22 protein-coding genes are annotated in these 23,030 nt (G+C 67.7%); 16 read left to right on the top strand and 6 right to left on the bottom strand.

The window, feature by feature from the left end:
• Positions 1–14: 14 nt before the first annotated feature.
• From DDT93_RS02335 to pdxH, 3 genes are all read right to left on the bottom strand, one after another.
• Positions 15–485 (bottom strand): DUF192 domain-containing protein, encoded by a 471-nt coding sequence (locus DDT93_RS02335; RefSeq protein WP_109464177.1) that lies wholly within the window; start codon positions 483–485, stop codon positions 15–17.
• Entirely contained in the window at positions 485–1,021 is a 537-nt protein-coding gene (locus tag DDT93_RS02330; protein WP_109464176.1) for a cold-shock protein, read from the bottom strand. Before DDT93_RS02330 ends, DDT93_RS02335 begins: the two co-directional genes overlap by 1 nt.
• Positions 1,022–1,142: 121 nt before the next feature.
• Positions 1,143–1,748 carry a pyridoxamine 5'-phosphate oxidase gene (gene pdxH, locus DDT93_RS02325; RefSeq protein WP_109464175.1) on the bottom strand — a complete coding sequence of 202 codons (606 nt, stop codon included), beginning with the start codon at positions 1,746–1,748 and terminating at the stop codon, positions 1,143–1,145.
• A gap of 129 nt (positions 1,749–1,877) precedes the next feature.
• Here pdxH and fabI point away from each other — a divergent pair, with 129 nt between their 5' ends.
• Together fabI and gpt are read left to right on the top strand one after the other, a co-directional pair.
• On the top strand, positions 1,878–2,684 hold the full coding sequence (fabI, locus tag DDT93_RS02320; RefSeq protein ID WP_109464174.1) for an enoyl-ACP reductase FabI: 807 nt from the start codon (positions 1,878–1,880) through the stop codon (positions 2,682–2,684).
• 70 nt (positions 2,685–2,754) lie between these two features.
• On the top strand, positions 2,755–3,258 hold the full coding sequence (gene gpt, locus DDT93_RS02315; protein ID WP_109464173.1) for a xanthine phosphoribosyltransferase: 504 nt from the start codon (positions 2,755–2,757) through the stop codon (positions 3,256–3,258).
• 568 nt (positions 3,259–3,826) lie between these two features.
• On the opposite strand, the gene DDT93_RS02310 is transcribed toward gpt, so the two are convergent.
• Entirely contained in the window at positions 3,827–4,276 is a 450-nt protein-coding gene (locus DDT93_RS02310) for a VOC family protein (protein ID WP_109464172.1), read from the bottom strand.
• An 85-nt stretch (positions 4,277–4,361) separates the two neighbouring features.
• Between DDT93_RS02310 and DDT93_RS02305 the strand changes: the two genes are divergently transcribed.
• The 5 genes from DDT93_RS02305 (at position 4,362) to DDT93_RS02285 (ending at position 10,639) form a co-directional block, all read left to right on the top strand.
• Positions 4,362–4,952, top strand: coding sequence for a TetR/AcrR family transcriptional regulator (locus DDT93_RS02305; protein WP_109464171.1), 591 nt, complete (start codon positions 4,362–4,364; stop codon positions 4,950–4,952).
• Positions 4,953–4,996: 44 nt separating this feature from the next.
• The gene (locus tag DDT93_RS02300; protein ID WP_109464170.1) at positions 4,997–6,172 is read left to right on the top strand and encodes an aminotransferase; all 1,176 of its coding nucleotides are present in this window, start codon (positions 4,997–4,999) and stop codon (positions 6,170–6,172) included.
• A gap of 74 nt (positions 6,173–6,246) precedes the next feature.
• On the top strand, positions 6,247–8,091 hold the full coding sequence (locus tag DDT93_RS02295; protein WP_109464738.1) for a peptidyl-prolyl cis-trans isomerase: 1,845 nt from the start codon (positions 6,247–6,249) through the stop codon (positions 8,089–8,091).
• 10 nt (positions 8,092–8,101) lie between these two features.
• Positions 8,102–9,613, top strand: coding sequence for an anthranilate synthase component I (gene trpE, locus DDT93_RS02290; protein ID WP_109464169.1), 1,512 nt, complete (start codon positions 8,102–8,104; stop codon positions 9,611–9,613).
• A gap of 123 nt (positions 9,614–9,736) precedes the next feature.
• The gene (locus DDT93_RS02285; protein ID WP_232825350.1) at positions 9,737–10,639 is read left to right on the top strand and encodes a glycoside hydrolase family 25 protein; all 903 of its coding nucleotides are present in this window, start codon (positions 9,737–9,739) and stop codon (positions 10,637–10,639) included.
• Between the two features lie 12 nt (positions 10,640–10,651).
• Here the strand turns inward: DDT93_RS02285 and DDT93_RS27030 are convergent, their stop codons facing one another.
• Positions 10,652–12,196, bottom strand: coding sequence for a divergent polysaccharide deacteylase family protein (locus DDT93_RS27030; protein ID WP_109464167.1), 1,545 nt, complete (start codon positions 12,194–12,196; stop codon positions 10,652–10,654).
• A 190-nt stretch (positions 12,197–12,386) separates the two neighbouring features.
• Here DDT93_RS27030 and DDT93_RS02275 point away from each other — a divergent pair, with 190 nt between their 5' ends.
• The 7 genes from DDT93_RS02275 (at position 12,387) to lexA (ending at position 17,920) form a co-directional block, all read left to right on the top strand.
• Positions 12,387–12,968: an anthranilate synthase component II gene (locus DDT93_RS02275; protein ID WP_109464166.1), complete on the top strand. Its 582-nt coding sequence runs from the start codon at positions 12,387–12,389 to the stop codon at positions 12,966–12,968.
• Positions 12,965–13,981 (top strand): anthranilate phosphoribosyltransferase, encoded by a 1,017-nt coding sequence (gene trpD / locus DDT93_RS02270; protein WP_109464165.1) that lies wholly within the window; start codon positions 12,965–12,967, stop codon positions 13,979–13,981. Before DDT93_RS02275 ends, trpD begins: the two co-directional genes overlap by 4 nt.
• A gap of 2 nt (positions 13,982–13,983) precedes the next feature.
• Entirely contained in the window at positions 13,984–14,631 is a 648-nt protein-coding gene (locus tag DDT93_RS02265) for a uracil-DNA glycosylase (protein ID WP_109464737.1), read from the top strand.
• A gap of 11 nt (positions 14,632–14,642) precedes the next feature.
• On the top strand, positions 14,643–15,455 hold the full coding sequence (trpC, locus tag DDT93_RS02260) for an indole-3-glycerol phosphate synthase TrpC (RefSeq protein WP_109464164.1): 813 nt from the start codon (positions 14,643–14,645) through the stop codon (positions 15,453–15,455).
• Positions 15,452–15,928, top strand: a complete 477-nt coding sequence (gene moaC / locus DDT93_RS02255; RefSeq protein WP_109464163.1) for a cyclic pyranopterin monophosphate synthase MoaC — start codon at positions 15,452–15,454, stop codon at positions 15,926–15,928. Before trpC ends, moaC begins: the two co-directional genes overlap by 4 nt.
• Positions 15,925–17,097, top strand: coding sequence for a molybdopterin molybdotransferase MoeA (locus tag DDT93_RS02250; protein ID WP_109464162.1), 1,173 nt, complete (start codon positions 15,925–15,927; stop codon positions 17,095–17,097). The genes moaC and DDT93_RS02250 overlap by 4 nt, the downstream gene beginning before the upstream one ends.
• Before the next feature lie 124 nt (positions 17,098–17,221).
• On the top strand, positions 17,222–17,920 hold the full coding sequence (lexA, locus tag DDT93_RS02245; protein WP_109464161.1) for a transcriptional repressor LexA: 699 nt from the start codon (positions 17,222–17,224) through the stop codon (positions 17,918–17,920).
• Here the strand turns inward: lexA and DDT93_RS02240 are convergent.
• Entirely contained in the window at positions 17,914–19,962 is a 2,049-nt protein-coding gene (locus DDT93_RS02240) for a ComEC/Rec2 family competence protein (RefSeq protein ID WP_109464160.1), read from the bottom strand. The two genes, lexA and DDT93_RS02240, sit on opposite strands and share 7 nt — an antisense overlap.
• A 78-nt stretch (positions 19,963–20,040) precedes the next feature.
• On the opposite strand from DDT93_RS02240, the gene gltX reads away from it, so the two are divergent.
• A complete protein-coding gene (gltX, locus tag DDT93_RS02235; protein ID WP_109464159.1) occupies positions 20,041–21,447 on the top strand; it encodes a glutamate--tRNA ligase in 1,407 nt (468 codons plus the stop codon).
• A gap of 112 nt (positions 21,448–21,559) precedes the next feature.
• A complete protein-coding gene (gene gltA / locus DDT93_RS02230; RefSeq protein WP_109464158.1) occupies positions 21,560–22,855 on the top strand; it encodes a citrate synthase in 1,296 nt (431 codons plus the stop codon).
• Positions 22,856–23,030 lie beyond the last annotated feature (175 nt).

Here is a 23,030-nt window from a genome sequence, read left to right as displayed (position 1 = left end):
TCCGGTGCCCGCGCCTACGGGTCGCAGGGCCAGGCCGCGGGTCCGCCCTCGAACACCGGGCTCTGCATCTTGTCGCCCGGCCCGATGCCGTAAACCTTGGCCAGCCCGCCGTTGATCTCCAGCACCGCGTAGACCCCCTCGCCCCCGTCGATCCCCGTGAGGTCCCCGGGAATGGCGTTGGAATGCACCCGTGTCACGGTGCCGGTACGGTCGAGAAAGACCATGTCGAGCGGGATCAGCGTGTTCTTCATCCAGAACACCGCGCGCTGCGGTTCCTCGTAGACAAAGAGCATCCCGTGGCTGCGCGCCATCGACTCGCGGAACATCAGCCCGCGGGCGCGTTCGTCCACGTCGTCGGCAACCTCGACACGGAACATCGCCGTGCCCCAACCACCCTGCAGGGTGACGGAATCCGCGCTGCAACCGGCCGAAACCGCATGGGCGGACAGGGCCAGAACGGCCGAAAGGCAGAAAGAGCGCAACATCACTCGCCCGGTTTCGGGTTCGCGAATTCCCAGGCCTGCACCTCGGCCGCCATGCGACCGCGCTTGCCGTCGATCACCCGGATGGCCAGCGCCTCACCCGGCTGAAGGTCGGCCAGGCCCGACTGGCGCAGCACCTCTATATGCAGGAACACGTCCTCGGGCCGCCCGAAGACGTTTGCAAAACCAAATCCCTTGCCCTTGTCGAACCATTTGACCCGCGCGGGTTCAAGCGGGATGGTCTTTAGAGCATCCGGCGACATGTCGGCGAAATCGGTGAGAACGGGCGTATCATCGCGCTCGGGCGGCGTGATCGAGATCACCTCGACCGCCTGCACCCCACGCTCGGTCCGGTGGCTGACCACCTCGATACGGGCACCATCGGCGACGGAACTCTGGCCGAAATTACGCAGAACATTGACATGCAGAAGGATATCCGGGCCGCCCTCATCAGCGACCACGAATCCGAACCCCTTGGTCGGATCAAACCACTTCACCTGCCCACGCACGTGATACATGCTGTTCAAGTCTTCTGCCACAAAACACCCGTCACAAAGTCGCGCGAACATAGTAAACACCGATCTGCGCAATATTGACAGATAATTTCAAGTTCCAAAAAAACTTTTCCACACAGCGCATTTAGATAGCGTGATCCCCGCATCATGGGTTCAGCCGGTCTACCTGCCACGCCGCCCCCGGGTCCGCCCGGCGCCACACGAAACGGTCGTGCAACCGGAACGCCCCGTCGGCCCAGAACTCGATTTCCACGGGCTTCAGCCGGTAGCCGCCCCAGAATGGCGGGCGGGCCGGGTTCGGCCCGTGTTGGGCCGTCACCTTAGCAACTTCCGCCATCAGCGCGCCCCGGCTCCTGAGCGGCTGCGACTGACGGGAGGCCCAGGCTCCCAGCCGGCTCTTGAGCGAACGCGACGCGTAATAGGCGTCGGCCTTCTCGCCACTTTCGCGTGTGATCAGGCCCCTCACCCGGACCTGACGGCGCAGCGACTTCCAATGCATGACGAACGCCGCCTTGCCGGCCCCGTCGAGCTCGCCCGCCTTCTTGCTCTCGTAATTGGTGTAAAAGACGAAGGCGTCGGGCTCCACATCCTTAAGTAGAACCATCCGGGCGTTCGGCAAGCCCTCCGCATCGACCGTCGAAAGCGCGATCGCGTTCGGGTCGTTCACCTCGCTCGCCTCGGCCTCGACCAGCCACCGGCGCACGATCTCGAAAGGGTCATCTCCTGCAAAAATGCCGTCGCGGTCGCTCATATCCGTCCCTTTCCGTGTCCTGGTGACGCCACGGCAGGCTTAAGAGCCCTCGACGTGCGCATCCTCTTGAAGCCCCCCAATCTATCGCCTAAAGGTCAGCTCTACGGCACAATCGGGGTGGAGAACTCTATGTCAAATCAGCTGATGAGCGGCAAGCGCGGACTGATCATGGGGTTGGCCAATGACAAGTCCATCGCCTGGGGCATCGCCAAGGCGCTGTCCGATTCGGGCGCCGAGCTCGCCTTTTCCTACCAGGGCGACGCCCTGAAAAAGCGGGTGGACCCGCTCGCCGCACAACTGGGCAGCGAAATCGTCCTGCCCTGCGATGTGGGCGACGAGGCCTCGATCGACGCACTCTTCGAAGAGCTCGGCAAACGCTGGGGCAAGCTGGACTTCGTGGTCCACGCCATCGGCTTCTCCGACAAGAACGAGCTGCGCGGCCGCTATGTCGATACCAGCCGCGCCAACTTCACCCTGTCGATGGACATCTCGGTCTACAGCTTCACCGCGGTGATGCAGCGGGCCGAAAAGATGATGACCGAAGGCGGCAGCGCCGTGACCCTCACCTATTACGGCGCCGAGCGCGTCATGCCCCATTACAACGTGATGGGCGTGGCCAAGGCGGCGCTCGAGGCTTCGGTGCGCTACCTCGCCGAGGATCTGGGCAAGGACGGCATCCGCGTCAACGCCATCTCGGCCGGCCCGATCAAGACGCTCGCAGCATCGGGCATCGGCGATTTCCGCTACATCATGAAGTGGAACGAGTACAATTCGCCCCTGCGCCGCAATGTCTCGATCGACGACGTGGGCGGCTCGGCACTCTACCTCCTGTCGGATCTCTCGGCCGGGGTGACGGGCGAGACGCATCATGTGGACGCCGGCTATCACGTCGTGGGCATGAAGGCCGTCGACGCCCCCGATATCGCCAAGTCCTGAGCGCAAGATCGGCTTCCCTTCGGCGGCGACCTGGCCTAAGAGAGTTGCCCCATAGAGGGAGATGTCTGCCATGAATGACCGCCTGCCACATGAGAAGGGGTTCCACGTCAGTTGGGACCAGATTCACCGTGACGCCCGCGCGCTCGCGTGGCGGCTCGACGGCAAGGGCCCGCACAACGGCTCATGGAAGGCCGTGGTGGCCATCACCCGTGGCGGCATGGCCCCCGCGATGATCGTGGCGCGCGAGCTCGACATCCGCACGGTCGATACCATCAGCGTCAAATCCTACGATCACCAGAGCCGTTCCGAGGCCAAGGTGCTCAAAGCTCCCGATGCCGAGATGATGGGCGACGGCGAAGGCATTCTCGTGGTCGACGACCTCGTCGACAGCGGCAAGACGCTGGAACTAGTGCGCAAGCTCTATCCCAAGGCGCATTTCGCCACCGTCTACGCCAAACCCTCGGGCGAGCCGCAGGTCGATACCTTCATCACCGGGGTCAGCCAGGATACCTGGATCTTCTTCCCCTGGGACATGGCGCTGCAATACGTCGAACCCTACCGCGGCAAGGACTGAGCCGAGGTTTCCGGTTCGGGGCTTTTACCGTCAGGCTGGTACGTAAAGGCGGACCGACGAACAGCAGCAGCCGGGCGGTACGCCTGAGGGTCGATCTTGATCGAAGGCCCGCCGGGCGCTGATCCAAGCCCCTCCCGCAACCTCCACCCCAACGCGAGCGCGCTCCCAGGCTCTTGGCTTGTCTCGAGATCAACCCGCGCGACCAGACTTTTGCCCCTTGCGACCGGTCACTCAGCCAGCCGCTACCAGCCAGGCAACCTGACGGAATCGAAAACACCGCGGGGTGCAACTGGCGACTCTTCCAGGTCCGTTCAGACATCCGGCCCGACGTGATCGGAAACGCCTCCCGGCGCGACCCGCCCCCTGCAAACCGAACCCGTATCTCCAACGCGGCCTGCAACTCCGCCAGCGGGCAGCCACAGACCAGCCAGATAACCAGCCCTGCCACCCGGAACGCCCCCTCGGTAAGCCCAAACCATCAGGGCGGCACACCCAAAGATCCCGCGCACCGCAACCGAGCACCCAACCGGGCCGTCGCAACCCGCGCCTCCGAAACGCCACCGCACCCCTAGATCCCGGTCTCCGCCTCCCAGCGTCGCTGCATCTCTTCGGGGCTCACCTGCTCGACCGTCTGGGCAATGAACCATCGGTGCCCCCAGGGGTCCTGGATCTGCGCCATGCGCTCGCCAAAGCTTTGGTCCGCAGGTCGGCGCAACACCATCGCCCCTGCTGCCTCCGCCCGCGCGACCACAGCGTCGCAATCGCTGACCTGCAGGTGCAGCGACACCGGCGTGCCGCCCAGCGTGTCGGGACTCACCGCGCCAAAGTCCGGGTACTCATCCGCAAGGAACAACAGCGCCTCGCCGATGCGGAACTCCAGATGCCCGATGCGCCCGTCTCCGGGGTCGGTCATGCGGAAAACCTCTTTGGCATCAAAGGCTTCGATGTAGAACGCCAGCGCCTTTTCGGCACCGCTACAGCACAGGTAGGGGGTAACGGATTGAAATTCGGTTGCCATGGAAACCTCCCAGATTGCCGGACAACGGATAATACGGTACGTTTCGTTAATCACTTTCACTAATTACGATACGTTCCGTTTCGAAATGAATCAAGATACTCTTCCTCGCCCCGGTCGCCCCCGCTCAGCCGCCTCGCGCGCCCGCGCGCTCGAAGCAGCGCGCACCATCCTCATGCGCGATGGCATGGGCAAGCTGACGGTCGAGGCCGTCTCGGCCGCCTCCGGCACCGGCAAGCCGACCATCTACCGGCACTGGTCCAATGCGCAGGAGCTGGCGATGGAGGCGCTGATCTCGGATACCGAGGAGATGCCCGAGACCCGGGGCGCTCCACGGGCCGCCCTGATCCGCCAGCTCGACAGGCTGATCACCGCCTTCGGCACCACGCGCGGGCGCCAGATCACCCTCGCCCTCGCCTCGGCCGATCCCGGCAGCGAACTGACCCGCGCCTTTCGCAACCGGGTGATCCTCGCCGCGCGGCAGGACGGGCGCGAGATGATCGAGACCTTCATCTCGCTCGGTCGCCTCCAGCCGCCGCCCGACATGGAGGTGCTGCTCGACATGATCTACGGGCCGCTCTTCTTCCGCCTGCTGGTCGGCCACCAGCCGCTCGACAAGGAACTGCCCTCCGCGATCATCGAGACGGCATTCGCCATACTCTCCCCTTCCGCTCCCTGAGGGGGCTTGCTAAGGCTTCCGGACCAGTCGACGGAGCCCCGCCAATGCCGATCACCCGCAGCCAGTCCACCTTTGCCCCGCCCATCGTCGCCGCGCGGCGCTGGCTTGACGGTGTCATCTTTCCGCCGGACCGGCCCCTGATCAACGTGAGCCAGGCCGCCCCGGTGGCCCCGCCCCCGCAAGAGTTGCGCCAGCTGATGGCCGACGTGGCGCTGCACCGGGACGACGTGCACCTTTACGGCCCCGACCTCGGCCTGCCCGAACTGCGCGCCGAACTCGCGACCCAGTGGTCCGCCCATTACGGCGGCAACATCACCCCGGCGCAGGTCGCGATCACCTCCGGCTGCAACCAGGCCTTCGCCGCCGCCATTCACGCCCTGACCGGCGAGGGTGACGAAGTCATCCTGCCGACGCCGTGGTACTTCAACCACCGCATGTGGCTCGACATGTCGGGCGTCAAGACCGTGCCGCTGGCCACCGGCCCCGACATGCTGCCCGACCCCGAGCGCGCCGCCGCCCTGATCACGCCCCGCACCCGCGCCATCGCGCTGGTCTCGCCCAACAACCCCGCCGGGGCCGAGTACCCGGCCGAGCTGGTGCGCGCCTTCTACGAACTGGCGCAGCGCAACGGGATCCGCCTGATCCTTGACGAGACCTACAAGGATTTCGATGCCCGGACCGGCGCCGCGCACGATCTCTTCACCGATCCCGACTGGGACCGGACCCTGATCCACCTCTATTCCTTCTCCAAGGCCTACCGCCTGACCGGCCACCGGGTCGGGGCGATCATGACCTCGTCCGCCATGCTCGACGAGGTCGAAAAGTTCGTCGACAGCGTCACCATCTGCCCCAACCAGATCGGCCAGCACGCGGCGCTCTGGGGCATGCGCAACCTCGGTGACTGGCTGGCCGGGGAACGGGCCGAGATCCTCGACCGCCGCGCCGCCATCTCCGAGGGCTTCCCGGCACTGGAGAGCGAGGGCTGGGCCCTGCGCGGCCTCGGCGCCTACTTCGCCTACGTGGCGCACCCCTTCGACCTGCCCTCCGACCAGCTCGCCAAGGCACTGGTGCGAGAGGCCGGCGTGCTGCTGCTGCCCGCCACCATGTTCGTGCCCGAGGACGACCCTTCGGGCCAGCGTCACCTGCGCATCGCCTTCGCCAACCTCGACCGCGACGGCATCGGGCAGATGTTCCAACGACTGAAGGGCCTGACCTTCTGACCTTGCTCCCCCCCGAGCATGCCAGTATGCAGGGCCGCAATTACAAGGCAGACCAGCGCCGCAAGGGAGGCACCATGGCCGCACGCGTCAAAACCATGTCCAAGACGGTTGTCTGGGTCATCGTCGCACTACTGATCGTCGGCCTTGCCGGCTTTGGCGCCACCAGTTTCAGCGGCACCACCCGCACCCTCGGTGTCGTGGGCGACCAGTCGATCAGCGTGGACGATTTCGCCCGCGATCTGCAGCGCGAAATGCGCTCGATCGAGGCGCAGACCGGCACCGCGATGACGGTCGAACAGGCCCGCGCCTACGGTCTCGACCAGATGGTGCTGAACCGCCTCGTGCAATTCGCCTCGCTCGACGACGAGGCCGCGCAGATGGGTCTGTCGCTGGGCGACACGAACCTGCAGCGCGAGATCATGAACATCGACGCCTTCAAGGGGATCGACGGCAAGTTCGACCGCGAGACCTATCGCTTCGCGCTCCAGCAGGCGAACCTGAAAGAGGTCGACTTCGAGAAGGACCTGCGCGCCGAAGGGGCCCGCACCATCCTTCAGCAGGCCATCGGCTCGGGCATCAAGATGCCCGCCGTTCTGGCCGACCGGATGACCGATTACGTCGCCGCGCGCCGCAGCTTCACCTGGGCCAGCCTCGATGAGGCCGCCCTGCCCGAGCCGCTGGCCCAGCCGACCGACGCCGACCTGCAGACCTATTTCGACGCCCACGGCGACCAGTTCGTCCTGCCCGAAACCAAGAAGCTGACCTACGTGCTGCTGACCCCCGAGATGATCCTCGGCGATATCGAGGTCGACGAGGCCGCCGTGCAAAAGCTCTATGACGAGCGCAGCACCGAGTACCAGCAGCCCGAGCGCCGCCTGGTCGAACGCCTCGTCTTCTCCGACGAGCAGTCCGCCAGCGGCGCCAAGGCGCAGCTCGAGGTGGGCGGTACCACCTTCGAGGCCCTGGTGCAGAACCGTGGCCTGTCGCTCTCCGATATCGACCTCGGCGACGTGACCCGTGACGACGTTGGCGCCGCTGCCGATGACGTGTTCTCGGCCGAGGTGGGCAACGTCGTTGGCCCGCTGCCCTCCGACCTCGGGCCCGCCCTGTTCCGTGTGAACGGCAAGCTCGAAGCCCGCACCACCCCGCTGGAAGAGGTCCGCCAGGAGCTGCACGACGAACTCGCGCTCGAAGGCGCCCGCCGCCAGATCGAATCCCGCGCCGAACCCATCGAAGACATGCTCGCCGGTGGCGCGACCCTCGAAGAGGTCGGCCAGGAGACCGAGATGGAACTGGGGCAGATGGAATGGAACGAGGCCAGCGCCGATGGCCCCGCCGCCTATCCCGGCTTCAAGGAGGCTGCCGCCGCAGTGCAGGATGGCGATTTCCCCGAGATCGGCTACCTCGAAGACGGCAGTATCTATGCCCTGCGCCTTGACGAGACCCTGCCCGAGCGCCCCGAGCCCTTCGACAGCGCCCGCGACAAGGTGGCCGAGGAATGGACCAAGGAGCAGCTGCGCGCCGCCCTCTCCGCCCGCGCCGAGACCCTTGCGGGCGAGCTGAAGGCCGGGACCGACTTCACCGACACCGGGCTCGAGGTCCGGGTCGAGAACGGCCTGACCCGCACCGCCTTCATCGACGGCACCCCGGCGGACTTCATGAACCGGATCTTCGCAATGGAGCCCGGCGACTACCAGGTGATCCCCTCCGACGAGACCGTGCTGCTGGTGCGCCTCGACGAGACGCTGCCGCCCGCCGAAGGCGCCGACGTGACCCGGATGCGCGACGGCCTGTCCGAGCAGCTCGATCAGGCGCTGGCGCAGGCGATCTTCGCGGCCTACGTGCGCGACGTCCAGTTGCGCGCCCGTCCGCGGGTCGACCAGGACACGCTGGCCGCGGTGATGGCGAGCTTCAACTAAAGGCACCGAGATGGCCCTGATCCCCGAATTCGCCGATTTCGCCCGCGCCTACGAGGCGGGCGAAAATCAGGTGGTCTACACCCGCCTCGCCGCCGACCTCGACACGCCCGTTTCCCTGATGCTCAAGCTGACGGGCGCCCAGAAGGACGCCTTCATGCTCGAGTCGGTGACCGGCGGCGAAGTACGCGGCCGCTATTCGATCATCGGGATGAAGCCCGACCTCGTCTGGCGCTGCACCGGTGAAGCTTCGGAGATCAACCGCTCGGCACGCTTCGACCCGGAGGCCTTCGAGCCGCTCGTGGGCAACCCGCTCGACACCCTGCGCGCTCTCATCGGCGAGAGCCGTATCGACCTGCCCGCCGACCTGCCGCAGGCGGCCTCCGGCCTTTTCGGCTACCTCGGGTACGACATGGTCCGCCTTGTCGAACACCTGCCCGACGTGCCGCCCGACCCGATCGGCCTGCCCGATGCGGTGATGCTGCGCCCCTCGGTCGTCGCCGTGCTCGACGGCGTCAAGGGCGAGGTCACCGTGGTCTCCCCCGCATGGGTCAGCGACGGCCTCTCGGCCCGCGCGGCCTATGCCCAGGCCGCCGAACGCGTGATGGACGCGGTGCGCGACCTCGAACGCGCGATGCCCGCCGAAACCCGCGAGATGGGCGAAGAAGAGGAACCCGGCGCGCCGGTGTCCAACTTCACGCCCGAGAGCTACCGCGCGGCGGTGGAAAAGGCCAAGGACTACATCCGCGCCGGTGACATCTTCCAGGTGGTGCCCTCGCAACGCTGGACGCAGGAATTCCGCCACCCGCCCTTCGCGCTCTATCGCAGCCTGCGGCGGACCAACCCCTCGCCCTTCATGTTCTTCTTCAATTTCGGCGGCTTTCAGGTCATCGGGGCCAGCCCCGAGATCCTCGTGCGGGTCTTCGGCAAGGAGATCACCATCCGCCCGATCGCGGGCACCCGTCCCCGTGGCGCCACGCCCGAGGAAGACCGCGCGCTCGAGGCCGACTTGCTGGCGGACAAGAAGGAACTGGCCGAGCACCTCATGCTGCTGGATCTCGGGCGCAACGACACCGGCCGCGTCTCGAAAATCGGCACCGTCCGTCCGACCGAGAAGTTCATCATCGAGCGCTACAGCCACGTGATGCACATCGTCTCCAACGTCGTGGGCGAACTGGCCGAGGACAAGGACGCGCTCGACGCCTTCTTTGCCGGAATGCCGGCGGGCACTGTCTCGGGCGCGCCCAAGGTCCGCGCGATGGAAATCATCGACGAACTGGAGCCGGAAAAGCGCGGCGTCTATGGCGGTGGCGTGGGCTATTTCAGCGCCGGTGGCGACATGGACATGTGCATCGCGCTGCGGACCGCCGTGATGAAGGGCACCAATCTCTACATTCAGGCCGGAGGCGGCGTCGTCTACGACAGTGACCCCGAGGCCGAGTTCCAGGAGACGGTGCACAAGTCCAACGCCATCCGGCGGGCGGCTGCCGACGCGGCGCGTTTCGGGGGCAGCGGCAACCGCTGACCCCACTCCCGTCCCGGACCGCACCTTGCGGGGAATCGCGCAAACCGGCATGATGGCCGCATAACGCGAATGCGAGAGGTGCGTGAGATGCCTCCGTGAAAAGCGATGAGAGGGACAACGAGCATGACCCCCGCCCGATTCTTGATGTGCACCGCTGTCATGGTGCTTGGCGCCTGCGGCGGAAGTCGGCAGAGCTATTCGCCTGCCAGCCATTCCGCCACCAGCCCGGCAACGACCAGCTATACCGCGACAACCAGCTACACCGCCTCGTCAGACGCGGTGGCCGAGGCCGTCGCGGCCTCTGTCGCGCAGGAGGGTGCGCTGGCCGCCGAGCGCATGGCCTTCCTGCCGCCGCCCGATTTCGACGATTCCGACCCGCACGACTGGCAGGGCCGCAAGCCCCTGCACTACCCGGTCCACGGGATCGACATCTCGCGCTGGCAGACCCACATCGACTGGGACAAGGCGCGCGCCTCCGGCGTCGCCTTCGCCTTCATCAAGGCGACCGAGGGCGGCGACGTCGCCGACCCGATGTTCAAGTCGCACCGCGACGCGGCCAAGCGGGCGGGCGTGCGCTACGGCGCCTACCACTTCTACTATTTCTGCCGCACCGCCGAGGAACAGGCCCGCTGGTTCATCCGCAACGTTCCCAAGGATGCAAGCGCCCTGCCCCATGTCCTCGACATGGAATGGAACCACCACTCCAAGACCTGCACCAAACGTCCCAGCGGGCGCGAGGTCCGGGCCGACGCGGACAAGTTCCTCGATATCCTCGAACGCCACTATGGCCGCCGCCCGATCGTCTACACCACGCCGGACTTCTACCGCGATACCGGCATCGGCAGCCTCGGCGGCACCCATTTCTGGCTGCGCTCGGTCGCTGGCCATCCCAGCGATGTCTACCCGGGCGGCGACTGGACCTTCTGGCAATACACCGGAACCGGCGTGGTCCCCGGCATTTCCGGCCCGGTCGACATCAACGTCTTCGCCGGCAACCCGGCAAGCTGGATGACCTGGGCCAACTGATGCGGCGCGGCCCTACCGGGCCGCGACCGATGACCTCAGCACCGCCGAGACCGGCGCCAGCGCGACCTGGCTCGCCCGGTCCTGCAGCCCCCAGAGCAGCAGCGCCGAGATCGTGTCAGGACGGACCCGCCCCAGCATGACGACCCCGCCCTCCTGACGCGCCCTGAACGCCGCCTGGTCGAGGAACCGCCGCATCACCGTGGGCGTCTGCCCGGCCCCGTCGAAGTCGCGGAACACCGGCACCGCCGGAACCCCGTCCTTCACCGCCAGCTTCTGAACCGTGTTCAGCCCGTTGCCCTGCGTGATCAGCCCCAGCCCCGAGGCCCCGACGAAATCGGTGACCTGGTCCGACAACGCGCGGTTCCCCTGAATGCCGCTGCCCGGCCCTTCGAGCACGCCCACCGCCTCGTCGAGCCGCTCCAGCGAGGCGGCCAGCAGAACCTCGGCGTCGCGCGCCGTTGCCGCTTCGGGCAGGTCGACCACCGCCACGATCTCGAAGCCCGCCGCGCGCAGGCGCGCCATGCGGGCAACCGCGTCCGAAGCAAGCGGATTGATCGCGATGGTCAGCGGATAGGGAAAGTCCTGCAGCGCCTCGATCCCGAAGGAACGCGCATCGTCGATCAGCACGATGGACATCAGCGGCTTGTTGTCGGGGTTCTCGAAGGACACCGCGAACCGGTCGAGCGGTTTCTGCGCGACTGGGACCGCCTCCGCCGACTCCGTGGGTTGCTCCCCGCCAAGCTCCACCAGCGGGCGCACCGGCTGGCCGATGGAAGGCGCAAGCCCGCCACCGCTCTCCGCGGCCGAGGCTTCCTGCTGGGGCGTCTCCGCTGCCGGTTCGGGCGCAGTCTCGCCCGTGATCACCGGCAGCGTGCGCGACACCTCGGGCTTGGGCACGATAACCTGCGGCGCCTCCGCCACCGGCTCGGGCGCGGGCGGCTCCGCGGGCGCCGTGGCGACGTCCGGCGCGCTCTCTTCCTCGGGCTGGCTCACCGGCTCCACCGCGCCGGTCACCGGGGCCGAGTCGGTGCCTGCGGCGACCTCGGGGTCGCTTCCGGTGCTGCCTGCCTCGCCAATCGTCGGCGTCTCACCCAGCGTGGCCGGGGCCCGTGCCGCCGTGTCCGCCCCGGCACTCCGGTCCGGATCGGGGGCTGCGGGCACCGTGGCCGGTTCCGGCGTTTCGACCGGTTGCGCCGCTCCGGGTTCGACCGCCGCCTCGCCGCCCTCCGCGGGCGCCTCGGGGGCCGACGGCGCAGCCGCCACCTCGGGCCGGACCGCCGGGCCCGGGTCCGGCAGCGCGGCACTGTCACCCGTGGCGCTGGCACCATCCGGGCTCACCGGCCCGGCATCTGCAAGGTCCGGATCGCCCTGGCGCGCCGCATCGCCGGTCTCGGCCATGGACTCGGCCGGGGCCTCGGGCACGGCCGGGGCCGCCGCAGGGGCCTCGCTGCCAACCACCGGGCGCGGTGCGGGAGGCATCGTCGCCAGCGACAAGGCGGCCAGTCCGCCGCCCGTCACCACGAGGCCCACAATGATTCCGCTGAAAAATCCGCGCATTCCGCTCTGCCTTCCCTGCCTGGCCGTCACGGCCCGTCCCCGCCCCGGCGCCGCCCTCTTCGAAGCGGTCCAGCCGACGCGACCATCGGCGCGGCGCCCTTGACGCCGCCCGGTATCCTTGAACAACTCGTCGCCGAACACTATAGCCGGAAGCAATCCCGCCTCCACCCATTATCGAGCGAATGAACCCATGCTGCTGCTCATCGACAACTACGACAGTTTCACCTACAACCTCGTGCATTACCTCGGCGAATTGGGCGCCGATGTACGGGTCTGGCGAAACGACGCGCTCGATGTCCAGCAGGCCATGTCCATGAACCCCGCCGGTATCCTTCTCTCGCCCGGGCCCTGCGATCCGGACCAGGCAGGGATCTGCCTCGCGCTGACGCAAGCCGCCGCCGAGACCGGAACGCCCCTCATGGGCGTCTGCCTCGGGCACCAGACCATCGGTCAGGCCTTCGGCGGTCGCGTGGTCCGCGCGAGCGAGATCGTGCATGGCAAGATGGGCCGCATCGAGCATACCGGCAAAGGGCTCTTCGCCGGGCTGCCGTCGCCCTTCGAGGCCACCCGCTACCATTCGCTGGTGGTCGAGCGCGACAGCCTGCCCGACTGCCTCGAGATCACGGCAGAGCTGGAGGATGGCACCATCATGGGCCTCGCCCACAAGGATCTGCCGATCCAGGGGGTCCAATTCCACCCCGAGTCGATTGCGTCCGAGCACGGCCATGCCCTGCTCCAGAACTTCCTGAATACGATGAAGGTGCCGGCATGAGCGATGCGCTGAAACCCCTGATCGGTGCTGCCGCCGACCGCCCCCTGACCCGGGAAGAGGCCGAGCACGCCTTTGCCATCCTGTTCGCGGGCGAAGCCACGCCGAGCCAGATCGGCGGGCTGCTGATGGCCCTGCGCACGCGCGGCGAAACCGTCGATGAATACGCGGCCGCCGCCGCCGTGATGCGCTCCAAATGCCACCATGTCCACGCCCCCGAAGGCGCCATCGACATCGTCGGCACCGGCGGCGACGGCAAGGGCACGCTGAACATCTCGACCGCCACGGCCCTCGTGGTGGCCGGCGCCGGTACTCCGGTCGCCAAGCACGGCAACCGCAACCTCAGCTCCAAGTCGGGCTCGGCGGATGCGCTCGGCGAGCTTGGCATCAAGGTGATGATCGGCCCCAAACTGGTCGAGGAATGCCTGAAAGAGGCCGGCATCGGCTTCATGATGGCCCCGATGCACCACCCGGCAATGGCCCACGTCGGCCCGGTCCGGGCCGAGCTCGGCACCCGGACCATGTTCAACATCCTCGGGCCGCTCACCAACCCGGCAGGCGTGAAACGCCAGCTCACCGGCGCCTTCAGCCGTGACCTGATCCGCCCGATGGCCGAGGTGCTGGGCAAGCTCGGATCGGAAAAAGCCTGGCTCGTCCACGGCTCGGACGGCACCGACGAGCTCTCCATCGCGGGGATCAGCTGGGTCGCCAGCCTCGAGGACGGCAAGGTTACCGAGACCGAGATCGGGCCGGAGGACGCGGGTCTGCCCGTCCACCCCTTCGAGTCGATCGTCGGCGGGACCCCGGCCCAGAACGCCCGCGCGCTGCGCGACCTTCTGGACGGGGCCAAGTCGGCCTACCGCGACGCGGTGCTGCTGAACTCGGCCGCCGCGCTGCTGGTGGCAGGCGATGCCGACGACCTGAAACAGGGCGTCGCGATGGCCGCCGAGAGCATCGACAGCGGCGCCGCCAGCGCCAAGGTGACCGCGCTCTCGCGCATCACGCAGGGCGCGTGAGCCTGTTCGACACCTCGCGCCTCGGCGGATGGGGTGACCTGCCCTTCTTCGCCGGGGGGCTCGCGACCGTCGAGACCCGCGTCGCGGCCGAGGCTGGCCCGGTCTTCCCCCCTGCCGAGCGCGTGTTCGCCGCGCTCGAGCACACCCAGCCCGACGCGACCCGCGTCGTGATCCTTGGGCAAGACCCCTATCACACCCCCGGCAAGGCCAATGGCCTTGCCTTCTCGATCCCGACCGATTTTCCAGGCCGCCTCGACAGCCTCGGCAACATCTTCAAGGAGCTGGAGTCCGACCTCGGGCTCCCCCGCACCGATACCGACCTGACCGACTGGGCCGACCAGGGCGTGCTGCTGCTGAACACCGCGCTCACCGTGCCCTCGGGAAAGGCCAACGGGCACAAGTCCATCGGCTGGCAGGCCCTCGTGCATCAGGTGCTCGCCCGGCTCGACGACCGTCCGCGCGCCCTGCTGCTCTGGGGCGGACCCGCCCACAAGCTCGGCGCACGCATGACCCATCCCGGCCATCTGCGCATCGCCACGGCGCATCCCTCGCCGCTCTCGGCCTATCGCGGATTCTTCGGCTCGCGCCCCTTCAGCCGGGTGAATGATTGGTTGCAGGCACGCGGCGACAGCGCCATAAACTGGGCCTGACCGGAGGCATCATGACCGACACAATTCTAGACAAGATAAAGGCCTACAAGCTCGAGGAGGTCGCCGCCGACAAGGCCGCGAAACCGCTCGAGGCCGTCGAGGCCGAGGCCAGCGCCGCCGACCCCGTGCGCCCCTTCGCCGACGCGCTTCAGAAGGCCGCGAACCGGGGCTATGGCCTCATCGCCGAGATCAAGAAGGCCAGCCCGTCCAAGGGCTTGATCCGCCCCGACTTCGATCCGCCCGCGCTGGCACAGGCCTACGAGGCAGGCGGCGCGACCTGCCTGTCGGTGCTGACCGACACGCCCTCGTTCCAGGGCGAGAAGTCGTTCCTGACCGCCGCGCGCGACGCCTGCGAACTGCCCGCGCTGCGCAAGGATTTCATGTACGACACCTACCAGGTCGCCGAGGCGCGCGCGCTGGGGGCAGACTGCATCCTGATCATCATGGCCTCGGTCAGTGACGCCCAGGCGCAGGACCTCGAAGAGGCCGCGACAGCGTGGGGCATGGACTGCCTGATCGAGGTGCACGATGCCGCCGAACTGGAGCGCGCGACCCTGCTGAAAAGCCGGATGATCGGCATCAACAACCGCGATCTGCGCAGCTTCGAAACCTCTCTCGACACCACCCGTGGCCTCGCCAAGTACGTGCCCGCCGACCGGCTCATCGTATCGGAAAGCGGTCTCTTCACCCCCGATGATCTGGCCGACATGGCCCGCTACGGCGTGCGCAGCTTCCTGATCGGCGAAAGCCTGATGCGGCAGGACGATGTCGAACAGGCCACGCGCGAGTTGCTCGCCCACCCGCTGACCGTCGGGGTGATGTGATGAGCCTCACCCATTTCGACGCCAAGGGCGACGCGCATATGGTCGATGTCTCCGACAAGCCGGTGACCGCGCGGATCGCCACGGCCGAGGGATGGGTCAGGATGGCGCCCGAGACCTTCACCCTGATCACCGAGGGCCGCGCCAAGAAGGGCGACGTGATGAGCGTCGCGCGGCTGGCCGGCATCATGGGCGCCAAGAAGACGCCCGAGCTGATCCCCCTCTGCCACCCGCTGCCGGTGACCAAGGTCTCGGTCGACCTGACGCCCGACGCGGACCTGCCGGGCCTGCGCATCTCGGCCACCGTCAAGACCACCGGCCAGACCGGGGTCGAGATGGAAGCCCTCACCGCCGTCTCGACCGCCGCGCTCACCGTCTATGACATGGTCAAGGCGGCGGATCGCGCGATGGAGATCGGCGGCATTCGCGTAACCCTGAAAGATGGCGGAAAATCAGGCCGCTACGAGGCACAATGATCACGGTGGATGAAGCCCGCGCGCGGCTGTTCTCGCTGGTTTCGCCGCTCGACGTGGAAGAGGTTCCGCTGATCGAGGCGCATGGCCGCGTGATGGCGAGCCCGGTCGCCGCCACCCGCAACCAGCCTCCCTTCGCCGCCTCCTCGATGGATGGCTATGCCGTCAACCGCACCGAGGTCGAAATGCACGCCATGTTCCAGGTGGTCGGCGAAGCGGCTGCAGGACACGGCTATGGCGGCCGTGTCGGCGCGGGTCAGGCCGTGCGCATCTTCACCGGTGCGCCGATGCCCGAGGGCGCGGACTTCGTGGTGATCCAGGAAGACGTGACGCGCCAGGGCGACCTGATCACCATCACCGACGATCCCGGCGACAAGGACAACGTGCGCCCCGCCGGGTCCGACTTCTTCGAGGGCGCGAGGATCGACGCCCCCCGCCGGCTCCGCCCGCAGGATGTCGCCCTGCTGGCCGCCATGAACATCGGACGGGTCCAGGTGACCCGCAAACCCCGCGTCGCCCTGATCGCCACCGGCGACGAGTTGGTGATGCCCGGCGAGGCGCCCGGCCCCGACCAGATCATCGCCTCCAACTGTTTCGCGCTGCACGCCATGCTCTGCGAACTGGGGGCCGCGCCGCGCCTGCTGCCCATCGCCCGCGACAGCCGCGCCTCGTTGCTGACCGCATTCGACCTCGCACGCGGCTGTGACCTCGTGGTGACCATCGGCGGCGCATCGGTCGGCGATCACGACCTCGTCGCGCCTGTCGCCGCCGAACTCGGGATGGAGCGCGCCTTCTACAAGGTGGCCATGCGCCCCGGCAAACCGCTGATGGCAGGACGCCTCGGCGAAACCGCCATGCTCGGGCTGCCCGGCAACCCGGTGTCGGCCATCGTCTGCGGCCACCTGTTCCTTGCCCCGATGGTCCGCGCCATGCTTGGCCTCGGCACCGCGCTGCCCGCCCTGCGCGAGGCCACGCTGAACGAACCCATCGGCCCGAACGGCCCCCGCGAACACTACATGCGGGCGCAGGTCGGCAGCGGCTGTGTCAGCGCCTTCGACAATCAGGACAGCTCCCTGCTCTCGGTTCTGGCCAAGGCCAACGCCCTGCTGGTCCGCCCGCCGCACGACCCCGCGCGCGAGGCCGGCGAAGCCGTCTCTTACCTCCCGCTCTAGCCCTCTCGCCCCGTTCCAGCGCGCGACACCCCCGGTCCCCGGACCGGGGCAGAGCGCGAACACGTTGACACAAAACGGGAACATGCGTAGAACAAAGGCAGATAAACCCCAAGAGGCAAGAGCAATGCTGACCAAGAAGCAACTGGAACTCCTGGACTTCATCCAGAAGCGCATCCAGCGCGACGGGGTGCCGCCCAGTTTCGACGAGATGAAACTCGCGCTCGACCTGCGCTCCAAGTCCGGCATCCACCGCCTGATCACCGCGCTCGAGGAACGGGGCTTCATCCGACGCCTCGCGCACCGCGCCCGCGCCATCGAGATCACCCGCCTGCCCGAGAGCCTTGGCGGCGATCCGCAGACCGGCTTCCAGCCCCGCGTGATCGACGGCGACCGCCCCAGCGGCCCGCGCCCCGCGAATTCCGAACCCGTCATGGCCGAGGCTACCGAACTGCCGGTGATGGGCCGCATCGCCGCCGGTGTCCCGATCGAGGCGATCAGCGAAGTGTCGAGTCACGTCGCGGTGCCGGCCTCCATGCTCGCCTCCAGCGGCCAGCACTACGCGCTGGTGGTCAAGGGCGACTCGATGATCGAGGCCGGGATCAACGACGGCGACGTGGTGGTGATCCGCGAAACCGCGGTGGCCGACAACGGCGATATCGTGGTGGCGCTGGTCGACGATCACGAGGCGACGCTCAAGCGCTTCCTGCGCAAGGGCAATGCCATCGCGCTCGAGGCCGCCAACCCGGCCTACGAAACGCGCGTCTTTCCCGAGGACAAGGTCAAGGTCCAGGGCCGTCTGGTCGGTCTGATCCGCACCTACTGACGCTTGCGTCGCGGCGCCGGGCTCCAGCGCCGCGCGCCCGACACGGCCCGCGCGGTCACCACCCGCCCGGGCCAGATGGCAAGGCTCCCGGTCTCGCGCAGCCGCCGGACATCGTAGACCTCGCAGGGGCCCGTCAGATCGACGGGCACCGAGGCGATCACCAGCTGCCCCTCCGTGCAATCCGTCAGCTCCGCCGCCGCGCGCTTGCCCGCCACATGCACGATCTCGCGCCCGGCAAAGACGATGCGCCGCAGCCGCCCCTCCTGCTCGGGCCAGCGCGCGGCGGCCTCCTGCTGGGTCGCCGCATCCCCGTCGTTCTCCAGCCAGACCCGGGCAACAAAGCCATCGCCCCGCGCCCGGCTCAGCGCCCGCCCCTGCGCCTCCATCACCCCGACCAGCCCGCCGCTGTCCGCCACCAGCACCGGCGGACGCGTCACCCCGGCCCAGAGCCATGCGCCGATGACCATCGGCACCAGCCCGGCCACCCGCGCGCGCCCCTGCCACAGCACCAGCCACAGACCGCCAAGCGCAAGCAGCGGCAGAACCCACGGCCCCGGGCTCACCACCTGCCCGACCGCACCGTCAAGCGCCGCGACCCGGTCCGACACGCCAAGGATCCAGGCCAGACCCCGCCCCATGATCCACAGCCCCACCTGCTCCAGCCCCAGCGGCGCAAGGCAGGCGGCCAGCACCGCTGCGGGGACCACCACCAGCCCCATCACCGGAACCGAGATCAGGTTAGCGATCAGACCGTAGTGCGATAGCGTGTTGAAATGCGCCGCCCCCACCGGCGCGGTGGCCAGCCCGGCCACGGTCGAGGAGATCACCACCGCCATCACCGGTCTGAGCCATCGCGGCAGCCGGGGCAGTTCGATCCCCCGCAGCGCGCCAAAGACCGCCACCAGCGCCGTGGTCGCGGCAAAGGACATCTGGAACCCCGGGCCCAGCAGCGCCTCGGGCCGCAGCGCCAGCACCACCATCGCCGCCAGCGCGACGGCGCGCAGTGACAGCGCCCGCCGGTTCACCATCACCGCGAACAGGGCCACCCCCGCCATCACGTAGGCCCGTTCCGTCGCCACGTTGCCCCCCGAGAGCGCGAGGTATCCGGTCGCCGCCACCAGCGCCGCGCCTGCGGACAGGGCGCGCAGGGGCCAGCGCAGGGCGACATAGGGCACCGCCGCCAGCGCAAAGCGAACCGCGCCAAAGACGAACCCGGCCAGCAGCCCCATGTGCAGCCCCGAGATCGCCAGCAGATGCGCGAGGTTGCTGGCGCGCAGGTCGGCCAGCGTCTCCTGCGTCACCCCGCTGCGGTCACCGGTCGTCACTGCAGCGGCAAAGGCCCCGACCTCGCCGGGCAAGGCCGCGCGGATGTGCGAGGCGATAGCGATGCGCAGCGCGGTCAGCCGCACCCCCTCGGCCGGGGCCACCGTCAACAACGGCGCGCGCGTGTAACCGACCGCGCCCAACCGCTGAAACCAGGCATGTCGGCGAAAATCAAAGCCGCCGGGCTCGACCGGTCCCTGCGGCGGCGACAGGCGCGCGGTGGTCATGACCCTCTCCCCCGGCTGGGGATCGGCGAGCGGGCCATGCAGCGACAGGCGCACCCGCTCCGGCACCCGGGCGGGCGAGATACGCTCCAGCCGCACCCGGTCGAGCGTGATCCGCACCGCGTCGGAGGCGGAGCGATCCAGCCCGACAACGCGCCCTTCCACCGGGCCATAGTAGTGCCACGAGAGCACCGGGGCGGCGACCGAGGCAGCGCGCAACCCGGCAAGTCCAAAGCCGGCCGCCGCCAGGGCCACCGCCCAGGCCAGCGCCGACCAGCCTCCCGGCCGGCGCCACGCGATCGCCGCCGCCACGACCCCGGCAGCCGCAGCCAGGGCGTGGACAGGCCATCGCGGTTCTACCGGACAGGCGAAATAGGCGGCGATCCCGGCCGCGAATATGACCGGCGCCCATGGGAACAGATGCCCGCGCTGTGCCAGCAGGATCTGGTCGAGCGTGCCCAGGATCCCTGCCGGCAGCCACAACAAGGTGCGCATCTTGCCCCCCGCCTTTCGGCCCGATAGACAGGCGCCAACTCTACGCCCCCATTGGTTACCAGAAGGTAAATCGCCCCCATGACAGACCCGGTTGTCACCCGTTTCGCCCCTTCGCCCACCGGGTTCCTGCACATCGGCGGCGCCCGCACCGCCCTGTTCAACTGGCTCTATGCCCGCGGCCGTGGCGGCAAGTTCCTCCTGCGGATCGAAGACACCGACCGGGCCCGCTCGACGCCCGAGGCGACGGCAGCCATCCTGCAGGGCCTGTCGTGGCTCGGTCTCGACCACGACGGCGAGGTGATCAGCCAGTTCGAGCGCGCCGACCGCCACGCCGAGGTCGCCCTGCAACTGCTGGCCGAGGGCAAGGCCTACAAGTGCTTCTCGACCCAGGAAGAGATCGAGGCTTTCCGCGAACAGGCCCGCGCCGAGGGCAAGTCGACCCTGTTCCGCTCGCCCTGGCGCGATGCCGACCCGTCGACCTTTCCCGACATGCCCTACGTCATCCGCATCAAGGCCCCGCAGGACGGCGCCACGGTAATCCGCGACCGGGTACAGGGCGACGTCACCATCCGCAACGACCAGCTCGACGACATGGTCCTGCTGCGCTCGGAAGGCACCCCGGTCTACATGCTCGCCGTGGTGGTCGATGACCACGACATGGGCGTGACCCACGTGATCCGGGGCGACGATCACCTGAACAATGCCGCGCGCCAGATGATGATCTACGACGCGATGGGCTGGACCGTCCCGGTCTGGGCCCACATCCCGCTGATCCACGGCCCCGACGGCAAGAAACTTTCCAAGCGCCACGGCGCGCTCGGGGCGCAGGAATACCAGGCGATGGGTTACCCCGCCGCCGGCATGCGCAACTATCTCGCCCGCCTCGGCTGGAGCCACGGCGACGACGAGTTCTTCACTGACGCGCAGGCGCAGGAGTGGTTCGATCTCGACGGCATCGGCAAGAGCCCGGCCCGTTTCGACATGAAGAAGCTCGAGAACCTCTGCGGCCAGCACGTCGCCATCGGCGACGATGCCGCGCTGCGGCACGAGATCGAAGCCTATCTCGTGGCAGCCGGGGAACCGGCGCTGACGCAAGGTCAGGGCGACGGGCTGGAGCGCGCCATGTACTGCCTCAAGGACCGCGCCCGCACCTTTCCGGAACTTCTTGAAAAGGCGCGTTTTGTCCTGGCTCAACGGCCGGTTGAGTGCGACGAGAAGGCCCTCAAGGCGCTGGACGAAGAAGCCCGAGCAATGCTGTCAGAATTGACGCCGCAATTGCAAAATGCTAGCTGGTCGCGTGACGATCTGGAAGCGGTCCTGAACGGCTTTGCCGAAGCTCAGGGAACCAAGTTCGGCAAGCTGGCGGGCCCGCTGCGCGCGGCGCTTGCAGGCCGGGCGGTAACGCCTTCCGTGTTTGATATGATGTTGGTTCTTGGACCCGAGGAAACTCTGGCCCGTCTTATGGATGCCGCCAAGCCTGCCTGATGTTCACACTCGGGTAACGCGGCGTCTGTACCACCCGAGCTGCACCCGATGCAGCCATTGTCCGAGCGGCCCGGAACCCCGGAAACCGCATACGTAAGAGGAAGGGACGATCATGACCGAAACCAAAAAATCCGCACAGTTGAGCCTGAATGGCGAGACCTACGAGCTGCCAATTCTCTCGCCAACGGCCGGTCCTGACGTGCTGGACATCCGCAAGCTTTACGGTCAGGCAGGCGTCTTCACTTACGATCCGGGCTTCACCTCCACCGCCAGCTGCGACAGCACCATCACCTTCATCGACGGCGACAAGGGCGAACTGCTGCACCGCGGCTACCCGATCGACCAGCTGGCCGAACAGTCGCACTACCTCGAGGTCTGCTACCTGTTGCTCTACGGAGAGCTGCCGACCGCGTCCCAGCTCGAAGACTTCGAGACCCGCGTGACCCGCCACACCATGCTGCACGAGCAGATGCAGTATTTCTTCCGTGGCTTCCGCCGCGACGCGCACCCGATGGCCACCATGGTCGGCGTGGTCGGCGCGATGTCGGCCTTCTACCACGACTCGACCGACATCCACGATCCGTGGCAGCGCGAGGTCGCCTCGATCCGCCTGATCGCCAAGATGCCGACGATCGCGGCCTGGGCCTACAAGTACAACTTGGGCCAGCCCTTCGTGTACCCGCGCAACGATCTCGACTACGCCTCGAACTTCCTGCACATGTGCTTTGCGGTTCCGGCCGAGGAATACGTGGTGAACCCGATCCTGTCGCGCGCGATGGACCGTATCTTCACGCTGCACGCCGACCACGAGCAGAACGCCTCGACCTCGACCGTGCGTCTGGCCTCGTCCTCGGGCGCCAACCCCTTCGCCTGCATCGCGGCCGGCATCGCCTGCCTCTGGGGCCCCGCACACGGCGGCGCTAACCAGGCCTGCCTCGAGATGCTGAAGGAAATCGGTTCGGTCGAGCGCATCCCCGAGTTCATCGCCCGCGCCAAGGACAAGAACGATCCGTTCCGCCTGATGGGCTTCGGCCACCGCGTCTACAAGAACTTCGACCCGCGGGCGACCGTGATGAAGAAGTCCGCCGACGAGGTCCTCGATCTGCTGGGTGTCGAAAACAACCCGATCCTGCAGGTCGCCAAGGAGCTCGAGAAGCAGGCGCTGGAGGATCCGTACTTCGCCGAGAAGAAGCTGTTCCCGAACGTCGACTTCTACTCGGGCATCATCCTCGAGGCGATGGGCTTCCCGACCTCGATGTTCACCCCGATCTTCGCGCTGTCGCGCACCGTGGGCTGGATCTCGCAGTGGAAGGAACAGCTGGGCGATCCGCAGATGAAAATCGGCCGTCCGCGTCAGCTCTACCTCGGCTCGACCGAGCGCGACTACACGGACATCGAAAACCGCTGAGCGGACTTTCGCTGTAAATTCAGGCCGCTATCCGCAAGGATGGCGGCCTTTTTCGTGCGCCGCGCGGGTTCATGCCGGTGTTTCGCGCCGCCCACGCACCATTCCGCTGAGCCATTTGCCGGACCTCCCGGGTGACCTTACTCTTGTGTCTCGACCAACCGAACGCGAAAGCACA

Origin of the sequence: Albibacillus kandeliae (assembly GCF_003116585.1) — a bacterium.
Taxonomy (GTDB): domain Bacteria; phylum Pseudomonadota; class Alphaproteobacteria; order Rhodobacterales; family Rhodobacteraceae; genus Albibacillus; species Albibacillus kandeliae.
Note: the sequence above shows the minus strand (reverse complement) of the source record. Positions and strands in the feature narration are given on the sequence as shown.

Bases quoted from the DNA above. Each gene is read 5' to 3' on its own strand.
- gltA (WP_109464158.1), top strand. From the start codon at position 21,560: ATGACCGAAACCAAAAAATCCGCACAGTTGAGCCTGAATGGCGAGACC.
- pdxH (WP_109464175.1), bottom strand. From the start codon at position 1,748: ATGAGCGACCGCGACGGCATTTTTGCAGGAGATGACCCTTTCGAGATC.
- DDT93_RS02240 (WP_109464160.1), bottom strand. From the start codon at position 19,962: ATGCGCACCTTGTTGTGGCTGCCGGCAGGGATCCTGGGCACGCTCGAC.
- gpt (WP_109464173.1), top strand. From the start codon at position 2,755: ATGAATGACCGCCTGCCACATGAGAAGGGGTTCCACGTCAGTTGGGAC.
- DDT93_RS02295 (WP_109464738.1), top strand. From the start codon at position 6,247: ATGGCCGCACGCGTCAAAACCATGTCCAAGACGGTTGTCTGGGTCATC.
- DDT93_RS02310 (WP_109464172.1), bottom strand. From the start codon at position 4,276: ATGGCAACCGAATTTCAATCCGTTACCCCCTACCTGTGCTGTAGCGGT.
- trpE (WP_109464169.1), top strand. From the start codon at position 8,102: ATGGCCCTGATCCCCGAATTCGCCGATTTCGCCCGCGCCTACGAGGCG.
- DDT93_RS02275 (WP_109464166.1), top strand. From the start codon at position 12,387: ATGCTGCTGCTCATCGACAACTACGACAGTTTCACCTACAACCTCGTG.
- DDT93_RS02285 (WP_232825350.1), top strand. From the start codon at position 9,737: ATGACCCCCGCCCGATTCTTGATGTGCACCGCTGTCATGGTGCTTGGC.
- gltX (WP_109464159.1), top strand. From the start codon at position 20,041: ATGACAGACCCGGTTGTCACCCGTTTCGCCCCTTCGCCCACCGGGTTC.
- DDT93_RS02335 (WP_109464177.1), bottom strand. From the start codon at position 485: ATGTTGCGCTCTTTCTGCCTTTCGGCCGTTCTGGCCCTGTCCGCCCAT.
- DDT93_RS02250 (WP_109464162.1), top strand. From the start codon at position 15,925: ATGATCACGGTGGATGAAGCCCGCGCGCGGCTGTTCTCGCTGGTTTCG.
- DDT93_RS27030 (WP_109464167.1), bottom strand. From the start codon at position 12,196: ATGCGCGGATTTTTCAGCGGAATCATTGTGGGCCTCGTGGTGACGGGC.
- trpD (WP_109464165.1), top strand. From the start codon at position 12,965: ATGAGCGATGCGCTGAAACCCCTGATCGGTGCTGCCGCCGACCGCCCC.
- lexA (WP_109464161.1), top strand. From the start codon at position 17,222: ATGCTGACCAAGAAGCAACTGGAACTCCTGGACTTCATCCAGAAGCGC.
- fabI (WP_109464174.1), top strand. From the start codon at position 1,878: ATGTCAAATCAGCTGATGAGCGGCAAGCGCGGACTGATCATGGGGTTG.
- trpC (WP_109464164.1), top strand. From the start codon at position 14,643: ATGACCGACACAATTCTAGACAAGATAAAGGCCTACAAGCTCGAGGAG.
- DDT93_RS02300 (WP_109464170.1), top strand. From the start codon at position 4,997: ATGCCGATCACCCGCAGCCAGTCCACCTTTGCCCCGCCCATCGTCGCC.
- DDT93_RS02305 (WP_109464171.1), top strand. From the start codon at position 4,362: ATGAATCAAGATACTCTTCCTCGCCCCGGTCGCCCCCGCTCAGCCGCC.